At 64.8% G+C, this 15,976-nt stretch carries 14 protein-coding genes and 2 pseudogenes; 9 read left to right on the top strand and 7 right to left on the bottom strand.

Annotated features, from left to right (window positions below; all coding sequences use genetic code 11):
• Nucleotide 1 precedes the first annotated feature (1 nt).
• Genes ACVWZM_RS11400 through ACVWZM_RS11390 form a run of 3 tightly spaced genes read right to left on the bottom strand, consistent with a single transcriptional unit; the run spans nt 2 to nt 2,502 of the window.
• Complete coding sequence (locus tag ACVWZM_RS11400; RefSeq protein WP_168856522.1) at nt 2–745, bottom strand: haloacid dehalogenase type II; 744 nt, start codon at nt 743–745, stop codon at nt 2–4.
• Nucleotides 742–1,581, bottom strand: coding sequence for a dienelactone hydrolase family protein (locus ACVWZM_RS11395; protein ID WP_253588105.1), 840 nt, complete (start codon nt 1,579–1,581; stop codon nt 742–744). Before ACVWZM_RS11395 ends, ACVWZM_RS11400 begins: the two co-directional genes overlap by 4 nt.
• A gap of 36 nt (nt 1,582–1,617) precedes the next feature.
• A complete protein-coding gene (locus ACVWZM_RS11390) occupies nt 1,618–2,502 on the bottom strand; it encodes an amidohydrolase family protein (protein ID WP_229193054.1) in 885 nt (294 codons plus the stop codon).
• A gap of 465 nt (nt 2,503–2,967) precedes the next feature.
• Between ACVWZM_RS11390 and ykgO the strand changes: the two genes are divergently transcribed.
• Together ykgO and ACVWZM_RS11380 are read left to right on the top strand one after the other, a co-directional pair.
• A complete protein-coding gene (ykgO, locus tag ACVWZM_RS11385) occupies nt 2,968–3,093 on the top strand; it encodes a type B 50S ribosomal protein L36 (RefSeq protein WP_002718645.1) in 126 nt (41 codons plus the stop codon).
• Nucleotides 3,094–3,216: 123 nt separating this feature from the next.
• Nucleotides 3,217–3,885, top strand: a complete 669-nt coding sequence (locus ACVWZM_RS11380) for a tetratricopeptide repeat protein (protein WP_253588104.1) — start codon at nt 3,217–3,219, stop codon at nt 3,883–3,885.
• A gap of 97 nt (nt 3,886–3,982) precedes the next feature.
• Here ACVWZM_RS11380 and ACVWZM_RS11375 read toward each other — a convergent pair whose 3' ends face one another.
• On the bottom strand, nt 3,983–4,159 hold the full coding sequence (locus tag ACVWZM_RS11375) for a hypothetical protein (protein WP_018269760.1): 177 nt from the start codon (nt 4,157–4,159) through the stop codon (nt 3,983–3,985).
• Between the two features lie 359 nt (nt 4,160–4,518).
• On the opposite strand from ACVWZM_RS11375, the gene ACVWZM_RS11370 reads away from it, so the two are divergent.
• Nucleotides 4,519–5,481: an alpha/beta fold hydrolase gene (locus tag ACVWZM_RS11370; RefSeq protein WP_057018107.1), complete on the top strand. Its 963-nt coding sequence runs from the start codon at nt 4,519–4,521 to the stop codon at nt 5,479–5,481.
• A 111-nt stretch (nt 5,482–5,592) separates the two neighbouring features.
• Nucleotides 5,593–7,330 (top strand): annotated as a pseudogene (gene poxB / locus ACVWZM_RS11365) (ubiquinone-dependent pyruvate dehydrogenase).
• A 90-nt stretch (nt 7,331–7,420) separates the two neighbouring features.
• On the opposite strand, the gene cycA reads toward poxB, so the two are convergent.
• Nucleotides 7,421–7,813: a cytochrome c-550 CycA gene (gene cycA / locus ACVWZM_RS11360; RefSeq protein WP_456853208.1), complete on the bottom strand. Its 393-nt coding sequence runs from the start codon at nt 7,811–7,813 to the stop codon at nt 7,421–7,423.
• Between the two features lie 235 nt (nt 7,814–8,048).
• Here cycA and ACVWZM_RS11355 point away from each other — a divergent pair, with 235 nt between their 5' ends.
• Nucleotides 8,049–9,542 carry an FAD-linked oxidase C-terminal domain-containing protein gene (locus ACVWZM_RS11355; RefSeq protein WP_057018105.1) on the top strand — a complete coding sequence of 498 codons (1,494 nt, stop codon included), beginning with the start codon at nt 8,049–8,051 and terminating at the stop codon, nt 9,540–9,542.
• Nucleotides 9,543–9,827: 285 nt separating this feature from the next.
• Here ACVWZM_RS11355 and ACVWZM_RS11350 read toward each other — a convergent pair whose 3' ends face one another.
• Nucleotides 9,828–10,241, bottom strand: a complete 414-nt coding sequence (locus ACVWZM_RS11350; protein WP_456856687.1) for a hypothetical protein — start codon at nt 10,239–10,241, stop codon at nt 9,828–9,830.
• 320 nt (nt 10,242–10,561) lie between these two features.
• Here ACVWZM_RS11350 and ACVWZM_RS11345 point away from each other — a divergent pair, with 320 nt between their 5' ends.
• Entirely contained in the window at nt 10,562–11,707 is a 1,146-nt protein-coding gene (locus tag ACVWZM_RS11345) for an acyltransferase family protein (RefSeq protein ID WP_456853206.1), read from the top strand.
• Nucleotides 11,708–11,850: 143 nt separating this feature from the next.
• On the opposite strand, the gene ACVWZM_RS11340 is transcribed toward ACVWZM_RS11345, so the two are convergent.
• Nucleotides 11,851–12,333: a putative quinol monooxygenase gene (locus ACVWZM_RS11340; protein WP_225162242.1), complete on the bottom strand. Its 483-nt coding sequence runs from the start codon at nt 12,331–12,333 to the stop codon at nt 11,851–11,853.
• 196 nt (nt 12,334–12,529) lie between these two features.
• On the opposite strand from ACVWZM_RS11340, the gene ACVWZM_RS11335 reads away from it, so the two are divergent.
• From ACVWZM_RS11335 to glcF, 3 genes and pseudogenes are all read left to right on the top strand, one after another.
• Nucleotides 12,530–13,219 (top strand): ArsR/SmtB family transcription factor, encoded by a 690-nt coding sequence (locus ACVWZM_RS11335; RefSeq protein WP_456853204.1) that lies wholly within the window; start codon nt 12,530–12,532, stop codon nt 13,217–13,219.
• 32 nt (nt 13,220–13,251) lie between these two features.
• Nucleotides 13,252–14,491 (top strand): annotated as a pseudogene (locus ACVWZM_RS11330) (FAD-binding protein).
• Nucleotides 14,488–15,804, top strand: a complete 1,317-nt coding sequence (gene glcF / locus ACVWZM_RS11325) for a glycolate oxidase subunit GlcF (RefSeq protein WP_456853202.1) — start codon at nt 14,488–14,490, stop codon at nt 15,802–15,804. The pseudogene ACVWZM_RS11330 and the gene glcF overlap by 4 nt, the downstream one beginning before the upstream one ends.
• Nucleotides 15,805–15,976 lie beyond the last annotated feature (172 nt).

Below are 15,976 nucleotides of genomic sequence, written 5' to 3'. Positions count from 1 at the left end.
TTCAGGACCTTGCAGACACCAGTGCGGGAAGTTCGGAGAGACCGTGGATCCGGTGATCGGGTGCGACGCCGAGCTCGTCCATCTGGGTACGCAGAGCCTTGAACATCGTCAATGGGGCGACCGTCTCGCTTTCGACGCAGGCCAGCGCCATCGCTTGCGGCGTCACCCGCTCGATCCATGCGACGTTGAGGCCGAACGACTTGGCACCGCAGGCGTCCCACGGATTGGAGGAGATGAACAGCACCTCCGCCGGCGGTACTTTCAGCACCTCCTCGATCAGCGTGTAGGCCTCGGGCGCCGGCTTGAACACCTTGTGGGCGTCGACGCTGATGGTGGCATCGAGCACGCGGTCGAGGCCTGAATTGCGCACCAGCGCATTCAGCATGTCAGGGCTGCCGTTGGACAGGATCGCGAGCTTCTTGTCCTTCATCGCCTCGAGCGCGGCGAGCGCATCCGGATACAGCGCCAGATGCTGATATTTGTCGATGATGCGGGCGAAGGTCGCGGCGTCATATTGCAGGCCGAGGCAGCGCAGCGTGTAGGCGAGGGAGTCGCGGGTTACGACGGCGAAATCCTGGTAGCGCCGCATCAGCGAACGCAGCCAGGAGTATTCGAGCTGCTTGATGCGCCAGATCTGCGTGATGATGTCGCCATAGCCGGGAAACGCATCCTCGGTGACGTCGGCCACCGACTGGACGTCGTAGAGCGTGCCGTAGGCGTCGAAGACGATTGCCTTGATGGTCATTGTGATCTCTCTTGCCCGCCGATTGTCGCATACAGGAATTTCCTGAGTGCGTCGATGGATTGATCCCTGGCCACCTCGTTGAATTCGAGGTGATGACCGAGCAGCTGCACCGGCGTGCTGTAATGCGGCACGTCGAAACCGTGATAGGCGCCGGGATAGACAATCAGCTCGATCGGATGTCCCGCATGATTCTGCCGGGAGATGCCGTAGTCGTCGCGGCCTTCGGCCAAGGTCCGGCACTCCTTGGCCGGCGTCCAGTCGTCGAGCTCGCCGACCATGATCAGCGTCGGCACCGTCATGTCGCCCTTGATGCTGAGGCAGGGCGGGTAGAATGCAACGGCTGCGCGGAATTTCTCTGCCGCGTTATGTTCGATCGCGCCACGCTCGACCGAGAGCAGGGCGAGCCAGGCGCCTTGCGAGAACCCCACCACCGCGACGCGACCGGGATCGACCGCCGATTGCCGCGCGAGATAGCTCAGCGCACGATAGGCGTCATGGACGGTTGCGGCCGGCGCTCCGCCCGTGCAGGCGCTGCTGATGCCGCGCGGCCCGAACCGGTCGACCGTGAGCGTGACATAGCCCCAGGCCGCCAGCCGCTTGCCCCAGCGCTCGTCGAGTTGCTTGAAGAAGCCGCCGCAGCCGTGCAGCAGCACCACGGCGGGCGAGGGGCCCGGTCCATCGGGTGTTCGCAGATAGCCTTGCAGCGGCTGCGCACTTACAAGCGGGCTCTCGAATTCGACGAACGCGGGCGGCTGCCCGCCGCGTTCCGCGCAGCAGAGCCCTGCGCTTCCGATCAGGAGTGCGAAGAGGGTGGCAAGTCCGGTGAAGTTCGTCATGAACCACCTCCGAAGCTTGCCGCCGACAATACTCCCTTAGATTCCCAAAATCTTCCGCGCGTTGGCCTTCAGGACCTTCGGCCGGATCTCCTCGCGGATGTCGAGCTTGGCGAAGTCGGCGAGCCAGCGGTCCGGCGTGATCACCGGCCAGTCGGAGCCGAACAGCATCTTGTCCTGCAGGATCGAGTTGATGTAGCGGACCAGGACCGGCGGGAAGTATTTCGGCGACCAGCCGGACAGGTCGATATAGACGTTCGGCTTGTGGGTCGCGACCGACAGCGCCTCTTCCTGCCAGGGGAAGGAGGGATGCGCGAGGATGATCTTGAGGTCGGGGAAATCGGCCGCGACGTCGTCCATGTACATCGGGTTGGAATATTTCAGCCGCATCCCCATGCCGCCCGGCATGCCGGAGCCGACGCCGGTCTGGCCGGTGTGGAACAGCGCAATCGCGCCGCCGTCATTGATGGCTTCATAGAGCGGATAGGCCATGCGGTCGTTGGCGTAGAAGCCCTGCATGGTCGGGTGGAATTTGAAGCCGCGGACGCCGTATTCCTCGATCAGCTTGCGGGCCTCGCGGACGCCGAGCTTGCCCTTGTGCGGGTCGATCGAGACGAACGGGATCAGCACGTCGAGATGGTCGGAGGCGACCTCGAGCATTTCGTAATTGTTGTAGCGGCGGAAGCCGGTCTCGCGCTCGGCGTCGACCGGGAAGATCACCGCGGCGATGTTCTTGGCGCGGTAGTAGGCCGCGGTCTCCGGCACGGTCGGCGGATGTTTGTGCGGCGACTTGAAGTAGTCGGCCATCTGCGCCTGGAAGTCGTCATAGCCGTCGTCGCCATGCATGCCGCACGGCTCCTCGGCATGGGTGTGGATGTCGATCGCGGTGACCTTTTCGATGTCGGGCAGTTTGAGTTTGGGCATTCGGTTTCCCCGGCGGCGTGTTCATTGGTGATGGAAAATAATTATATGTTATAATGATTTTCGCAAGCGCCGTGGTGGTTGAAGGAATATGACCGCGGGCCGAGCTCGGCCCGGCGCGAGGTCCGGTTCGGCCGGGGGGCGGGCGCGAGGAGGACGAAAACTCGATTTGGCGGCTGTGGCGCCATCGTCAAAAGGCGACGGCGGGTCCGTCGTGGTCCGGATAATTGTGGCCGTCGCCGTTTCCGAAGCGATCTCAATGGCGTGGCGCGGTGCCTGGCGCGGGTTCCCGGCCGGGACAGGCCCGAAAATCGGCCCATCTCGGTTGACATTTAACGGTCCGATGGCTTAGAACCCGGCCGTCCCGGGCGGCAGGCCGCTTGTCGGGATAAATCCCATTTTGCCAATTATTGGCATTGATCAGGTACGGCCTCCAACACGGGCCTTTCGAAGTAACAGGATTGTCCCATGAAGGTCCGTAACTCGCTCAAGTCGCTGCGCGGCCGCCATCGCAACAACCGTCTGGTTCGCCGCAAGGGCCGCGTCTATGTGATCAACAAGGTCCAGCGCCGCTTCAAGGCGCGCCAGGGTTGATACGCCAAATCTGATCGACAAGGCTGATCCCGCCCGGATCGCCGGCCGATTCCGATCCTTCCTTCACAGGTCTTTGACGCCGCGCTGCTTTGCAGCGCGGCGTTGTGCGTCTAGACTTCGGCGATGGGATTAAAGCTCGGATTGAAGTTCCTGGGGCCCACCAACCGCCGGCTGGCGATCCTGATTGCCGCGCTTCTGGCCATGCCCGTTGCGGCCGTCGCGCAGGACGATCCGCGGGTGGTCCCGCCGCCCAGGGCCCAGAAAAAACTACCTGAAGCTCCAACCAAGCTGCCGAAGGTGCCGGCCGACCGGGCCCGCGGGCTGGATTTCCTGTTCGGCGCGCTGAAGGCCGCGCCCGACGAGGACAGTGCCCGCCATGTCGAGGCGCGGATCTGGGCGCTGTGGCTGCAAACCCCGAGCGATACCGCGGCGCTGTTGATGGTGCGTGCCAAGGCGGCAATCGACGCCCAGAATGTCGATGTCGCGCTGAAGCTGCTGGACGCGGTGATCAAGCTCCGGCCCGACTATGTCGAGGCCTGGAACCGGCGTGCGACGATCTACTACTTGAAGAACGATTACGTTCGTTCGCTTGGAGACCTGCAGCAGGTGCTGACCCGCGAACCCCGCCATTTCGGCGCGCTGGCGGGCGTCGGCATGATCATGCAGGACATGGGCGACGACAAGCGTGCGCTCGACGCCTTCCGCAAGGCGCTGGCTGTCGATCCCTACCTCGAGAAGGTGCCGCAGATCGTCAAGCAGCTGACCGAAAAGGTCGAAGGCCGCGATATCTGATTGCGTGCGATTGATCGCGATCGTGGGGCGATGGCCGCGAATGGACACGTTGCTCGCGAGCTTGATGCTTGCTCGCGGTCCGGTCCGGCGCAGGAGGCTAGTGCAAGAACTTGCCGCGGGACGCGGTGTCCTGGGCTACGGCAGCATAGAATTGCTGAAGCTCCGCCTCCAGGTGCTCATTCACCAGCAACAGTGCCTTCAGGGCGCCGCGCAGGTCGCCATTGCAGCTCGCCACGATCTGATCGATGGCCGCATCGCTAGGGTCGGAAATCATGGTACTCCTCCGATTACTTCCCGTTGAACTCGTCATGCGGACGCCGGTTCCTGTGGATACCGTGTACAAACCAGGAAGCGTTCCAATGGCGTCCCGGTTTCGATGAAGCCTCGCGTCTGATGGCGAAATTGCCACCGCCAATCTATGAAATGACTAATGACGCAGGTATGAACCCGCTATCCACAGGCTGGGCGCATTGTGGACAACTCCGCGCCGGGGCGCGAGCCGGATAATCGACAATTGGCTTTCCGAACAAGAGCATGCCCTGGCAGGGGGCACATCCGCGCGAAACCTGATTTCGGCTTCGTCGTAATTGTCAGGTGCCCAATCAGGTGCCTAAGACCTTTCGGATCCCCTCGATGTTGACCGCAATCATTGCGCTGGCGGCCGCAGGGCTGGCCCTGGCGCTGGTGACACAGCTCGGCGCCCTGCTGATCCAGCGGGCCTTCCCGCCGCAGGGGCGAATGATCGATGTGGCCGGGGCGCGGCTGCATGTGGTCGAACTCGGCCCGCGCGATGCGGTCGGGCCGCCGGTCGTGATGCTGCATGGTGCAAGCTCCAATCTCCGCGCGATGCAGCCGCTCGGCGATCGCGTTGCCAAAGCGCGCCGGGTGATCCTGATCGATCGGCCGGGTCACGGCTGGAGCACCCGCGCGCGCGTCGCGGATTCGACGCCCGCGATCCAGGCCCGGATGATCGTGGAGGCGCTGACCAGGCTCGGCGTCGAGCGGGCGATCGTGGTGGCGCATTCCTGGGCCGGCGCACTCGCCTTGCGCATTGCGCTGGATCATCCGGACCGCGTCGCCGGCCTCGTGCTGCTCGCCCCTGTCGCCTATCCGTGGCGCGGCGGCGCCGGACGCTACAATGATGCGATCTCGACACCTTTGATCGGACCATTGCTTGCGCACACGATCACGCTGCCGCTCGGTTTCCTCGTCGCCAATTCGGCTACGCGCGGCGTGTTCGCGCCGCAGCCGGTGCCGGCTGATTTCGTCCGCGACAGCCAGTCGTTGCTCCTGCTGCGTCCGCGCGAGTTCATCGCCAATGCGCGCGACCTCGTCACGCTGAAGGCGGCCGTTGTCGAACAGGCCCCGCGCTATGCCGAGATCAGGGCGCCGCTGTCAATCATTTCGGGCGACGTCGACAAGACGGTCTCGACCGGCATCCACTCGCGGCCGCTCGCCGCATCGGCGCCGAACGCGAAGCTGACCGTGCTGCCGGACACAGGCCACATGGTGCAGTACGTCGTGCCCGATCTCGTGGCGTCCGAGATCGAGACGATGGCCGGCCTGATGGTGCGGGACGCGGTGACGGCGCAATAGCTGCCGCGCCTTTGCGCCGCGCGAATGTGATCCGGCAAGGCTTGCGCCGCCGCGTGGCGCCGAACATCATGCAGCCCACGCGGTTTCGGATTGCAGCAAAGGACACCTCTCATGCGGATCGACAACATTGCCGACCTCATCGCTGAAACCCTTGCCCAGGCCGGCGTCAAACGCATCTACGGTGTCGTCGGCGACAGCCTCAACGGCCTGACCGAGGCGTTGCGCAAGCGCGGCACGATCGATTGGCTGCATGTGCGTCACGAGGAGGTGGCCGCGTTCGCCGCCGCCGCCGAATCCCAGATCACGGGCGCGCTCGCGGTGTGCGCGGGCTCTTGCGGTCCGGGCAATCTGCATCTCATCAACGGCCTGTTCGACGCGCATCGCAGCCGCACGCCGGTGCTGGCGATCGCGGCGCAGATCCCGTCGGCCGAGATCGGCGGCGGATATTTCCAGGAGACGCATCCGCAGGACCTGTTTCGCGAATGCAGCCATTATTGCGAACTGGTGTCGGATCCGGCGCAACTGCCCTACATGCTGGAGAACGCGATCCGCGCCGCGGTCGGCAAGCGCGGCGTCGCCGTATTGGTGCTGCCGGGCGACGTCGCGATGCGGACGGCGCCGAAGCGCGACATCGCGCCGAATGCCGGCTTGCTGCCGCCGGCGCCGGTGGTGCGTCCGGCCGACACCGAGTTGAACGCGCTGGCGGCACTGCTCAACGGCGCGCGACGTGTCACGCTGTTCTGCGGCCGCGGCTGCGCCGGCGCGCATGACGGCTTGATCAAGCTTGCCGAGACGCTGAAGAGCCCGATCCGTGCACGCGCTCGGCGGCAAGGAATATGTCGAATACGACAACCCCTACGACGTCGGCATGACCGGCTTCATCGGCTTTTCCTCCGGCTATGCCGCCATGCACGGCTGCGACGTGCTGCTGATGCTGGGCACCGATTTTCCCTACAAGCAGTTCTTCCCGACCGGCATCAACATCGCGCAGGTCGATATCCGCCCCGAAAATCTCGGCCGCCGCTGCAAGCTCGATCTCGGCATCGTCGGCGAGGTCGGCGAGACCATCGCCGCGCTGCTGCCGAAGCTCCATGTGAAGACCGACCGCAAGCATCTCGATGCCAGCCTCGCGCATTACAAGGACGCCCGCGCCGGGCTCGACGATCTCGCCCGCGGCAAGCCGGGCCAGAAGCCGATCCATCCGCAATATCTGGCGCGCCTGCTCAGCGAGCAGGCGAGCGAGGATGCGGTGTTCACCGCCGACGTCGGCACGCCGACGATCTGGGCCGCGCGTTATCTGAAAATGAACGGCCGCCGCCGTCTGGTGGGCTCCTGGGTCCATGGCTCGATGGCCAATGCGATGGCGCATGCGATCGGCGCGCAGGCGGCGCAGCCCGGACGGCAGGTGGTGTCGATGTCCGGCGATGGCGGCTTCGCCATGCTGATGGGCGATTTGATCACGCTGACCCAGGCCAAGCTGCCGGTGAAGGTCGTGATCTTCAACAACAGCGTGCTCGGCTTCGTCGCGCTGGAGATGAAGGCCGCCGGCTTCATCGAGACCGGGGTCGATCTGAAGAATCCGGATTTTGCGGCGATGGCCCGCGCCATGGGCATTCACGGCGTCAGGGTGGAGGATCCCGGCGAGCTCGAGGGCGCGATCCGCGACGTGCTCGCGCATGACGGCCCGGCGGTGCTCGACGTCGTGACCGCGACGCAGGAGCTGTCGATGCCGCCGACCATTACGCTGGAGCAGGTGAAGGGATTCAGCCTGTGGGTGCTGCGCGCGGTGATGAGCGGCCGCGGCGACGAGGTGGTCGATCTCGCCAAGACCAATCTGTTGCCGCGCTGAAAGGGGATGGCGTTTCGAAGAAAGGCCATCCCCGTTCTAACGTCCGCCCCGGCATAGGCGCCGGGCGGACGGCGCGACCGATACCGCCGATTACTTCTGCTTGCCGTCCTTGTCGAACGAGGAGACGTAGGCCCAGAGGTTGTTGGCCTCGTTCTCGTTCTTGATGCCGGCGAATGCCATCTTGGTGCCGGGAATCTTGGCCTTCGGGTCCTTGATGTATTCGAGGAAGGTTTCCTTGTTCCAGGTGATGCCGGAATTCTTGTTGGCATCGGAATAATTGTAGTCGGGCGCGGAGCCGGAATGGCGGCCGTCGAGGCCGTTGAGCTCGGGGCCGACCTTGTTCTTGGCGCCTTCGCCGATTGCGTGGCAGGCGAGGCATTTATTGAACGAGGTCTTGCCGGCGGCGGCATCCTGCGCCAGCGCGGAGGATGCGGAAGCCAGCGACGTGACGACCGCCAGCACGCTCAAGGTCTTTAGGTTCATGGGGTTCTCTTCGTTTCGTCCCGGGAGGTAGTGATCGTTTGTGGCATGTCCGGCTTGGACAGGACAAGCCACGAAACTTTGACAGGTTTCGCGGCCGCCCGCTTGTCCGAGAGAGAACTCGCCATTGCGGGGTGGGGCAATCCGACCTTCGGCCGGTGCACTGAAACAGGTGCAGACGTGATTGATTTGTCGTAACAAATCGGCGAAGGGCAAAAGCCCAGCCGAGGGAACAACGATGTCCATCATGATGCCGGCGGCCGACCAGGCCGTCCTCGCTCGCCGCGCCGAAATCGTGGCCGCCTTGCGCGCAATCGTCCCGGGCGAGGGCGTGATCGACAGCGCCGCCGAGATGCTGGCCTATGAATCCGACGGCCTGACCGCCTATCGGCAGCCGCCGATGGTCGTGGTGCTGCCCGATACCACCGAGCAGGTGTCGAAGGTGCTCAAATATTGCCAGGGCCAGGGCATCAAGGTGGTGCCGCGCGGCTCCGGCACCTCGCTGTCCGGCGGCGCGCTGCCGCTTGCCGACGGCGTGCTGCTCGGGCTCGGCAAGTTCAAGCGGATTCGCGAGATCGACTTCGACAACCGCGTCGTGGTCACCGAGCCCGGCGTCACCAACCTCGCGATCAGCCAGGCGGTCGCGCATGCCGGCTTTTATTACGCGCCCGATCCGTCGTCGCAGATCGCCTGCTCGATCGGCGGCAATGTCGCGGAAAATTCCGGCGGCGTGCACTGCCTGAAATACGGCATGACCACCAACAACGTGCTCGGCTGCGAGATCGTGCTGATGAGTGGCGAGATCCTGCGCATCGGCGGCAAGTCGGCCGAGAATGCCGGCTATGATTTGATGGGAATCATCACCGGCTCGGAAGGGTTGCTCGGCGTCATCACCGAGATCACCGTGCGCATCCTGCAGAAGCCGGAGACGGCGCGTGCGCTGATGGTCGGCTTCGCCGAGGTCGAGGCGGCCGGCGAATGCGTCGCGCGGATCATCGGCGCCGGCATCATCCCGGGCGGCATGGAGATGATGGACAAGCCCGCGATCCACGCCGCGGAGGCGTTCGTTCACGCCGGTTATCCGCTGGACGTCGAGGCGCTGTTGATCATCGAGCTCGACGGCCCTCAGGTCGAGGTCGACGAGCTGATCGAGCGGGTCGAGGCGATCGCGCAAGGCTGCGGCTCGACCTCCTGCCAGATCTCGACCTCGGAGGCCGAGCGCAATCTGTTCTGGGCCGGCCGCAAGGCGGCGTTCCCCGCGGTCGGGCGCATCTCGCCGGACTACCTCTGCATGGACGGCACCATCCCGCGCGGCGCCTTGCCGAAGGCCCTGGCGCGGATCCGCGACCTCTCGGAGAAATACGGCCTCGGCGTCGCCAACGTGTTCCACGCCGGCGACGGCAATCTGCACCCCTTGATCCTCTACGATGCCAACAAGCCGGGCGAGATCGAAAAGGCGGAGGCGTTCGGCGCCGACATCCTGCGCTGCTGCGTCGAGCTCGGCGGCGTGCTCACCGGCGAGCACGGCGTCGGCATCGAGAAGCGCGACCTGATGCCGGACATGTTCACCGAGATCGACCTCAACCAGCAGCAGCGGCTGAAATGCGCCTTCGATGCCGAGGGTCTGCTCAACCCCGGCAAGGTGTTTCCGACCCTGCACCGCTGCGCCGAGCTCGGCCGTGTCCATGTCCACGCCGGCAAGCTGGCCTTCCCGGATATCCCGCGGTTCTAGTGTCCCGAATCCGAAGTTCGTATCATTTGCCGCACCTTCGGAGCGAACTTCGGATTCGATAAGGACACTAGCAAACTTCTGATTCTAGTGTGCTTTGTGAATGCGAAGTTCGTGAAAGTGGCTGCCGCGAAATCGCACGAACTTCGCCTTCAGCACACTAGAGCATGATCCGGAAAAGTGCGAAGCGGTTTTCCCTCGCGACAACCGCGGAACGCGTTTGCGCGGAGATCATGGTCAAACAAAGAGCTAAAGCGCGATGACGATTCAACCCAATCTCATCGCGCTTTAGTACCGTCTGAGTAGCCCCGACGCCGCGCCGCTATCGCCATAGGCGGCGCAGGCCCCTTCCGGGTCTGTGATCAACGCCGCCCGGACTCGCTTGAAAGTCTTGCCGGCCGCTTCGGACACCTCGGGGCGGAATTTGCGCGGATCGTAGTCATTGCCGTCGTGAGCCTTGATGGCCGCGTCGAACGCATTGATCAGGGCCATCGCGGCGTCGGGGCTGCCGAGAAGTCTGGCGCCCGTCTGAACGCCGCCGGCACCATTGGCCTCATAGCCGGTGCATCGTTGTTCGAGCACCGCGGCTGCGGTAGCGAGCTGGTCGAGGAACGTCGCCTCGGCGTCCGTGAGCATGGCAGCACCCGCCTGTCCCGGCGCGATGATCGCGAGCAGCGCGATGGCTGTCAGTTTGATGTGCATCGTGGTGGTTTCTCCCGGCGGAGCCGCGATCAAATCAATGGTTGCCGAATGACGATAACAAGTCTGCTTCCAGGGCATCAGGAGCCACGTCAGCTATTGGCCCCGAGGCCAACATGCGTGAGCGTGCGCCCAGAGCCACCAACGCGCGAGGGCCGGTCGATACAATTCGACAGACCGCCCTAGCCGGCCGATAACCTTAACCGATCCTTGCGCGGTGGCCGGCGCCCGTGCGTCGCTGCAATTACAGCGCGGACCCATTTACACGGCCTTAGACTGTTGCTCGGTATTTTCCGCAGATGCACGTCTTCGGGAGCACATCGATGCCCAGCCTGGCCGATCAGCTGGCGCTTTCGCGCAATCGGCCCGCGGGTTTCGACTACATGCGGATCGCGCTGGCGGCGTCGATCATTGGCCTGCACAGCACGAACGTGACGCTCGGGCTCGGCCGCGCGCTGGAAATCCAGAGCACGCTGCGCATCGGCGTCGCGATGATCCTTGCGCTGTTCTTTGCTCTGAGCGGCTTCCTGGTGACCGCAAGCCTGCTCCGGTGCAAGAGCCTGATTTCCTTCCTCGGCCTGCGCGTGCTGCGGATCGGACCGGCGCTCGCGGTCGAAACCACGCTATCGGCAATCATCATCGGCTCGGTCTTCACCGAGCTGCCGTTGGCGCAATATGTCGCCGATCCGAAATTCCACGCCTATTTTCTCAATATCGTCGGCGACATCCATTACGAGCTGCCGGGCGTGTTCCTGCACAATCCGCTGCCCGATCTGGTGAACGCCCAGCTCTGGACCGTGCCGTACGAGCTGTGGTGCTACGTCATCCTGGCGCTGCTCGCCGTGCTCACGATCTGCTTCAACCGGCCGGCGTTCCTGGCGTTCATGGTAATCGCCCAGATCGGACTCATCGCCTACGACATCTGGCGCTGGGACGAGGTGCCGATCCAGCTTCGCCCGCACCTTCTGGTGTTCTGCTTCCTTGCCGGCGTCGGCTTCTACCTCTGGCGCGACAAGGTGCCGTTCAACCGCACGCTGTGCCTGCTGGCGCTGGTGCTGTGCGCCGCCGGCATGGCGACCGGGCGCGGTGACGCGCTGGCTCCCGTGCCGGCCGCCTATGTCGCCTGCTATCTCGGCCTGATGAATCCGCGGCGGAGCTGGATCGTCTCGTCAGGCGATTACTCCTACGGGCTTTATCTCTACGGCTTCGTCATCCAGCAATGCGTCGCCACCTTCGGCCCGCCGGTCCAGCACTGGTATCTGAACCTCCTGATCAGCCTGCCGCTCGCCTTCGGCGTCGCCGTCGTGTCCTGGCATCTCGTCGAGAAACGCGCGCTTCGGCTCCGAACCCAGGTCGAGAGCCTCGAGGCGGCGGTGCTGTCGCGGATCTCGATCGTCGGCTTCTGGCGCAGGCCGCCCGAGCGGGCCGGCTTGCGCGCAACGCTCGGCAACAGCGGCGCGTCGATCTGACCCGCGCCGGCGGGAAGGACGAGCTTCGGTTCTGATTGAATCAGAACCGAAGCTCTCGCTTCTTGTTTTGACGCGTTTTCTTCACGCGAACCGGGTCCACTTCGTTCGAAAACGCTCTAGCATCCTCCCCGCCGCGCTTTTCTTCACAGCAGCGCGTATTGCGACCGCTCGCGCTTGGCGAGCAGCGGCAGCGCCTGCTCCGCGATGTAGGTTTTGAAAGCCGCGCTGTCCTGGTGTGCCTTGAACGCGGCTTCGTCCTGGAACAATTCGTAGAACAGGAATTGCGCCGGATTATCCTTGCCGCGGCCGATCAGGAACAGCTTGGTGCCGGGGTCCTTCTGCGCCTCGGGCAGGAAGCCGTCGAGGATTTCCGCCACCTTGTCGGCCTGTCCCTCCTTGGCTTCCCATTGCGCCACAACCAGAAGGCCTGACGTGTTGATCGCGTCGCTGATGGTTCTCGTGCTCATCGCATAGTGCTTCATTGGCATTCCTCCGTTGCTGTGCTCCGATCGAGCTTGCGATCCGGCCCAGGGCGAGACGCCGGCGATCGCCATGATCGCGAACGAGCCGATGGCCGATCGTCGGGTGAGGATCATCGTCGTGGTCGAAACTTCCGAACGTTTCATGTTCGCCTCCAGATGATTCGCGCCAAGCGTCCTGCCGGCCGAACCGCAACGCGAGAGATAGTCGATCGTTCGGCGTCCCAGTTCGGTGATGGTCGAATTGTCGATGTCGTGAACATTTCGATCATGATCGAAGCGTTGCAGCGGCATGACGTGCGACAAGCGCAAGGGGCATATTTCGATCGATGCGGAGCCGGCCATGCAGACCATCGCACCGGAGCTTGCCGAACTCGCCGGGCTGATCGCCGATCCCGGCCGTGCCAGCATCCTGTCGCGGCTGATGGACGGACGCCCGCAGACTGCGAGCGAACTGGCGCTGGTCGCGGGCGTGACGCCCCAGACCGCGAGCTGGCACCTTTCGCGCATGGTCGAGCGGGCGCTGCTCAAGGTCGAGCGGCGTGGTCCGCGCCGCTTCTACCGGCTGGCTACGCCGCTGGTTGCGCAGATGCTCGAGGGCATGATGACGGTTGCCGCGATCGATCCGCACCCGTCCCAGCCGCCGCCGCGCATCGATCCCGAGATGCGCCGGGCTCGGACCTGCTACGACCACCTTGCCGGCGAGCTCGGCGTCGCCGTCACCGACGCGATGCGGGATCGCGGCCATCTCAATCTCGACCATGAGGCCGGCGAGCTGACTGCTTGCGGCCGTGCTTTTCTCGGCGATCTCGGCATCGACCTGCGTTCGCCGGCGCGGAGCCGGCGGATCTTGTGCCGGCCCTGTCTCGACTGGAGCGAGCGGCGTCCGCATCTGGCCGGGCGGGCGGGGGCTGCGGTTGCCGACCTTGCATTGCAACGGGACTGGATCCGGCGCCGGCCGCAGGGCCGCTCCGTCGAAATCACCGACGCCGGACTCCTCGCATTCAGAAATTTGTTCGGCGCGCGCATTTGATTTCGGAGCCGAATTTGGCTACCGGCTATGGCGTGGATACGCTCAAGGTCAGAGACGCAAAAGACGTCGAGGAAGTGGTGCGCGCGGCGGTTGCCAGCGAGCAGCCGCTTGAGGTCATTGGACATGGATCGAAGCGCGCCATCGGCCATCCGATGGCGACCAATGCGCTGCTCGACGTCTCGGCGCTGAATGCGGTCACCTCCTATGAGCCGAACGAACTGATCATCACCGTGCAGGCCGGCGCGCCGCTCGCCGACGTGCAATCCCTGATCGACGCCAAGAACCAGCAATTCGCCTTCGAGCCGATGGACACCTCTGTGCTGCTCGGCACCGCGGGCGCCGGCACGATCGGCGGCATGATCGGCGCCGGACTGGCCGGTCCCCGCCGCATCAAGGCCGGCGGTATCAGGGATCATCTGCTTGGGGCGCACGCGGTGTCCGGGTTCGGCGACAGCTTCAAGACCGGCGGGCGGGTGGTGAAGAACGTCACCGGCTACGATCTGTGCAAGCTGCTGACCGGCTCCTGGGGCACGCTCGCGGTCATGACCGAGGTCACGCTTAAGGTCATGCCGAAGCCGGAAGCCGAACGGACGCTGCTGCTGCGCGGGCTGGATGACGTCACCGCCAACAAGGCGATGACGGCGGCGCTGGGTTCGCCCTTCGACGTCTCCGGCGCCGCGCATCTGCCGGGTTCGGCGTTGCGGACCGGGGGCGGTGCGCTCGCCGGCCTCGCAGCCTCCGGCCAGCCGGTCACGCTGGTGCGGCTCGAGGGGATTTCGGCGTCGGCGGCACATCGGGCGGCCTCGCTGAGCCAGACGCTCTCGTCCTATGGAACGGTCGACAGCCTCGCCGACGACGGGTCGGCCGCAATCTGGAGTGCGCTGCGCGACGTGGTGCCGTTCGCGGCGAACGGCGCGCTCGGGGCCTGGCCGGTGTGGCGTATCGTTTGCCCGCCGGCCTCTGGCGGCGCGCTGGGCCAGGCGTTGTCGCGCGCCACCGGCGGCGACGTGATCTACGACTGGGGCGGGGGGCTGATCTGGGCCGCGGTGCCGCCGGGCGCCGACGCCCAGGCCCACGCTGGTCCGCGGCCAGGTCGAGGCGATTGGCGGACACGCCACCCTGATCCGCGCCACCGAGGATGTGCGCCGGGCGGTCGATGTGTTCCAGCCGCAGGCGGCCGGGCTTGCCGCGCTCGGTGAACGGGTCCGGGCGAGCTTCGATCCGAGGTCCGTCCTCAACCGCGGCCGGATGATGCGAGGCGGGGCTGCATGAAGACCGAGTTTTCACTGGCGCAGCTTGCCGATCCCGACATCAAGGAAGCCGACAAGATCCTGCGCGCCTGCGTGCATTGCGGCTTCTGCACCGCGACCTGCCCGACCTATATGCTGCTCGGCGACGAGCTCGATAGCCCGCGCGGCCGCATCTACCTGATCAAGGAGATGCTGGAGAAAGACAAGCCGCCGACGGCCGACGTGGTCAAGCATATCGACCGCTGCCTGTCGTGCCTCGCCTGCATGACCACCTGTCCGTCGGGCGTGAACTACATGCACCTCGTCGACCAGGCCCGGGTCCGGATCGAGCGGGATTACCAGAGACCGCTGACCGAGCGGCTGCTGCGGTGGGTACTCGCCCTCGTGCTGCCGCGGCCGGGCCTATTCCGGATCAGCATGATCCTGGCCGGGCTCGCCCGTCCGTTCGCCGCATTGCTGCCGACGCCATCGGTCGGTGCGTCGAGCCCGGGTCTGCTGCGGCGGATCAAGGCGATGCTGGCGCTCGCGCCGCGCGGCCTGCCGCAACCGGGGCCGGCTGCGGGAACCGTGTTTGCGCCGATCGGCCGGCGGCGCGGCCGGGTCGCGCTGCTGCAGGGCTGCGCCCAGCAGGTGCTGGCGCCACGCATCAATCAGGCCGCGATCAATGTCCTGACCAGGCACGGCGTCGAGGTGGTGCTGGTCAAGGACGAGCAATGCTGCGGCGCGTTGACCCATCACATGGGACAGGACGGCGACGCGCTGGCACGCGCGCGGGCCAACATCACAGTGTGGCAAAGGGAAGCGGACCAGAACGGGCTCGACGCCATCCTGGTGACGACCTCGGGCTGTGGGACAGTTGTCAAAGACTACGGCTACCTGCTGCGCGAGGACAAAACATTCGCGGAGCCGGCCAAGCGAATCTCTGCGCTGGCAAAGGATATCACCGAGTATCTCGCTGGCCTCGAGCTCGCGCCTTCAACACAGAAAGGCGACGTCACCGTCGCCTATCACTCCGCTTGTTCGTTGCAGCATGGACAGAAAATCACTCAACTTCCGAAAGAATTGCTTTCCAAGAATGGATTCGTGGTGAAAGATGTGCCCGAGAGCCATTTGTGTTGCGGTTCGGCGGGGACCTACAACATTCTCCAGCCCGACATTGCGAGCAGATTGCGCGATCGGAAGGTCGCCAATATTGCGCTTGTCAAACCGGACATGATCGCTGCGGGCAATATCGGCTGCATGGTTCAGATTGCCGGCGGTACGTCAGTTCCTGTGGTGCACACGATTGAGCTTCTCGATTGGGCGACAGGAGGTCCCCGGCCAGGATTGAATTGATCGACTGCCACTCGAGCATGATCCGGACCCCAGCCTTGCCCTGACGCAACGTGAAGGACCGGCGCTTCCTTGCCACAGACGCGAAGCGATCGCGCGGCCATCATGCCCGACAAGCGAAGTGGAGGGTGCCTCTCTTCGAGGTGCAGCCAACGTCCGGCAAGCGATCACTTCA

This window comes from Bradyrhizobium sp. USDA 4501, from assembly GCF_054062115.1.
Note: the sequence above shows the minus strand (reverse complement) of the source record. Positions and strands in the feature narration are given on the sequence as shown.

What these genes read in the sequence shown, in the direction of transcription:
- ACVWZM_RS11400 (WP_168856522.1), bottom strand. Translation starts at nt 745, where the DNA reads ATGACCATCAAGGCAATCGTCTTCGACGCCTACGGCACGCTCTACGAC.
- ACVWZM_RS11395 (WP_253588105.1), bottom strand. Translation starts at nt 1,581, where the DNA reads ATGACGAACTTCACCGGACTTGCCACCCTCTTCGCACTCCTGATCGGA.
- ACVWZM_RS11390 (WP_229193054.1), bottom strand. Translation starts at nt 2,502, where the DNA reads ATGCCCAAACTCAAACTGCCCGACATCGAAAAGGTCACCGCGATCGAC.
- ykgO (WP_002718645.1), top strand. Translation starts at nt 2,968, where the DNA reads ATGAAGGTCCGTAACTCGCTCAAGTCGCTGCGCGGCCGCCATCGCAAC.
- ACVWZM_RS11380 (WP_253588104.1), top strand. Translation starts at nt 3,217, where the DNA reads ATGGGATTAAAGCTCGGATTGAAGTTCCTGGGGCCCACCAACCGCCGG.
- ACVWZM_RS11375 (WP_018269760.1), bottom strand. Translation starts at nt 4,159, where the DNA reads ATGATTTCCGACCCTAGCGATGCGGCCATCGATCAGATCGTGGCGAGC.
- ACVWZM_RS11370 (WP_057018107.1), top strand. Translation starts at nt 4,519, where the DNA reads ATGTTGACCGCAATCATTGCGCTGGCGGCCGCAGGGCTGGCCCTGGCG.
- cycA (WP_456853208.1), bottom strand. Translation starts at nt 7,813, where the DNA reads ATGAACCTAAAGACCTTGAGCGTGCTGGCGGTCGTCACGTCGCTGGCT.
- ACVWZM_RS11355 (WP_057018105.1), top strand. Translation starts at nt 8,049, where the DNA reads ATGTCCATCATGATGCCGGCGGCCGACCAGGCCGTCCTCGCTCGCCGC.
- ACVWZM_RS11350 (WP_456856687.1), bottom strand. Translation starts at nt 10,241, where the DNA reads ATGCACATCAAACTGACAGCCATCGCGCTGCTCGCGATCATCGCGCCG.
- ACVWZM_RS11345 (WP_456853206.1), top strand. Translation starts at nt 10,562, where the DNA reads ATGCCCAGCCTGGCCGATCAGCTGGCGCTTTCGCGCAATCGGCCCGCG.
- ACVWZM_RS11340 (WP_225162242.1), bottom strand. Translation starts at nt 12,333, where the DNA reads ATGAAACGTTCGGAAGTTTCGACCACGACGATGATCCTCACCCGACGA.
- ACVWZM_RS11335 (WP_456853204.1), top strand. Translation starts at nt 12,530, where the DNA reads ATGCAGACCATCGCACCGGAGCTTGCCGAACTCGCCGGGCTGATCGCC.
- glcF (WP_456853202.1), top strand. Translation starts at nt 14,488, where the DNA reads ATGAAGACCGAGTTTTCACTGGCGCAGCTTGCCGATCCCGACATCAAG.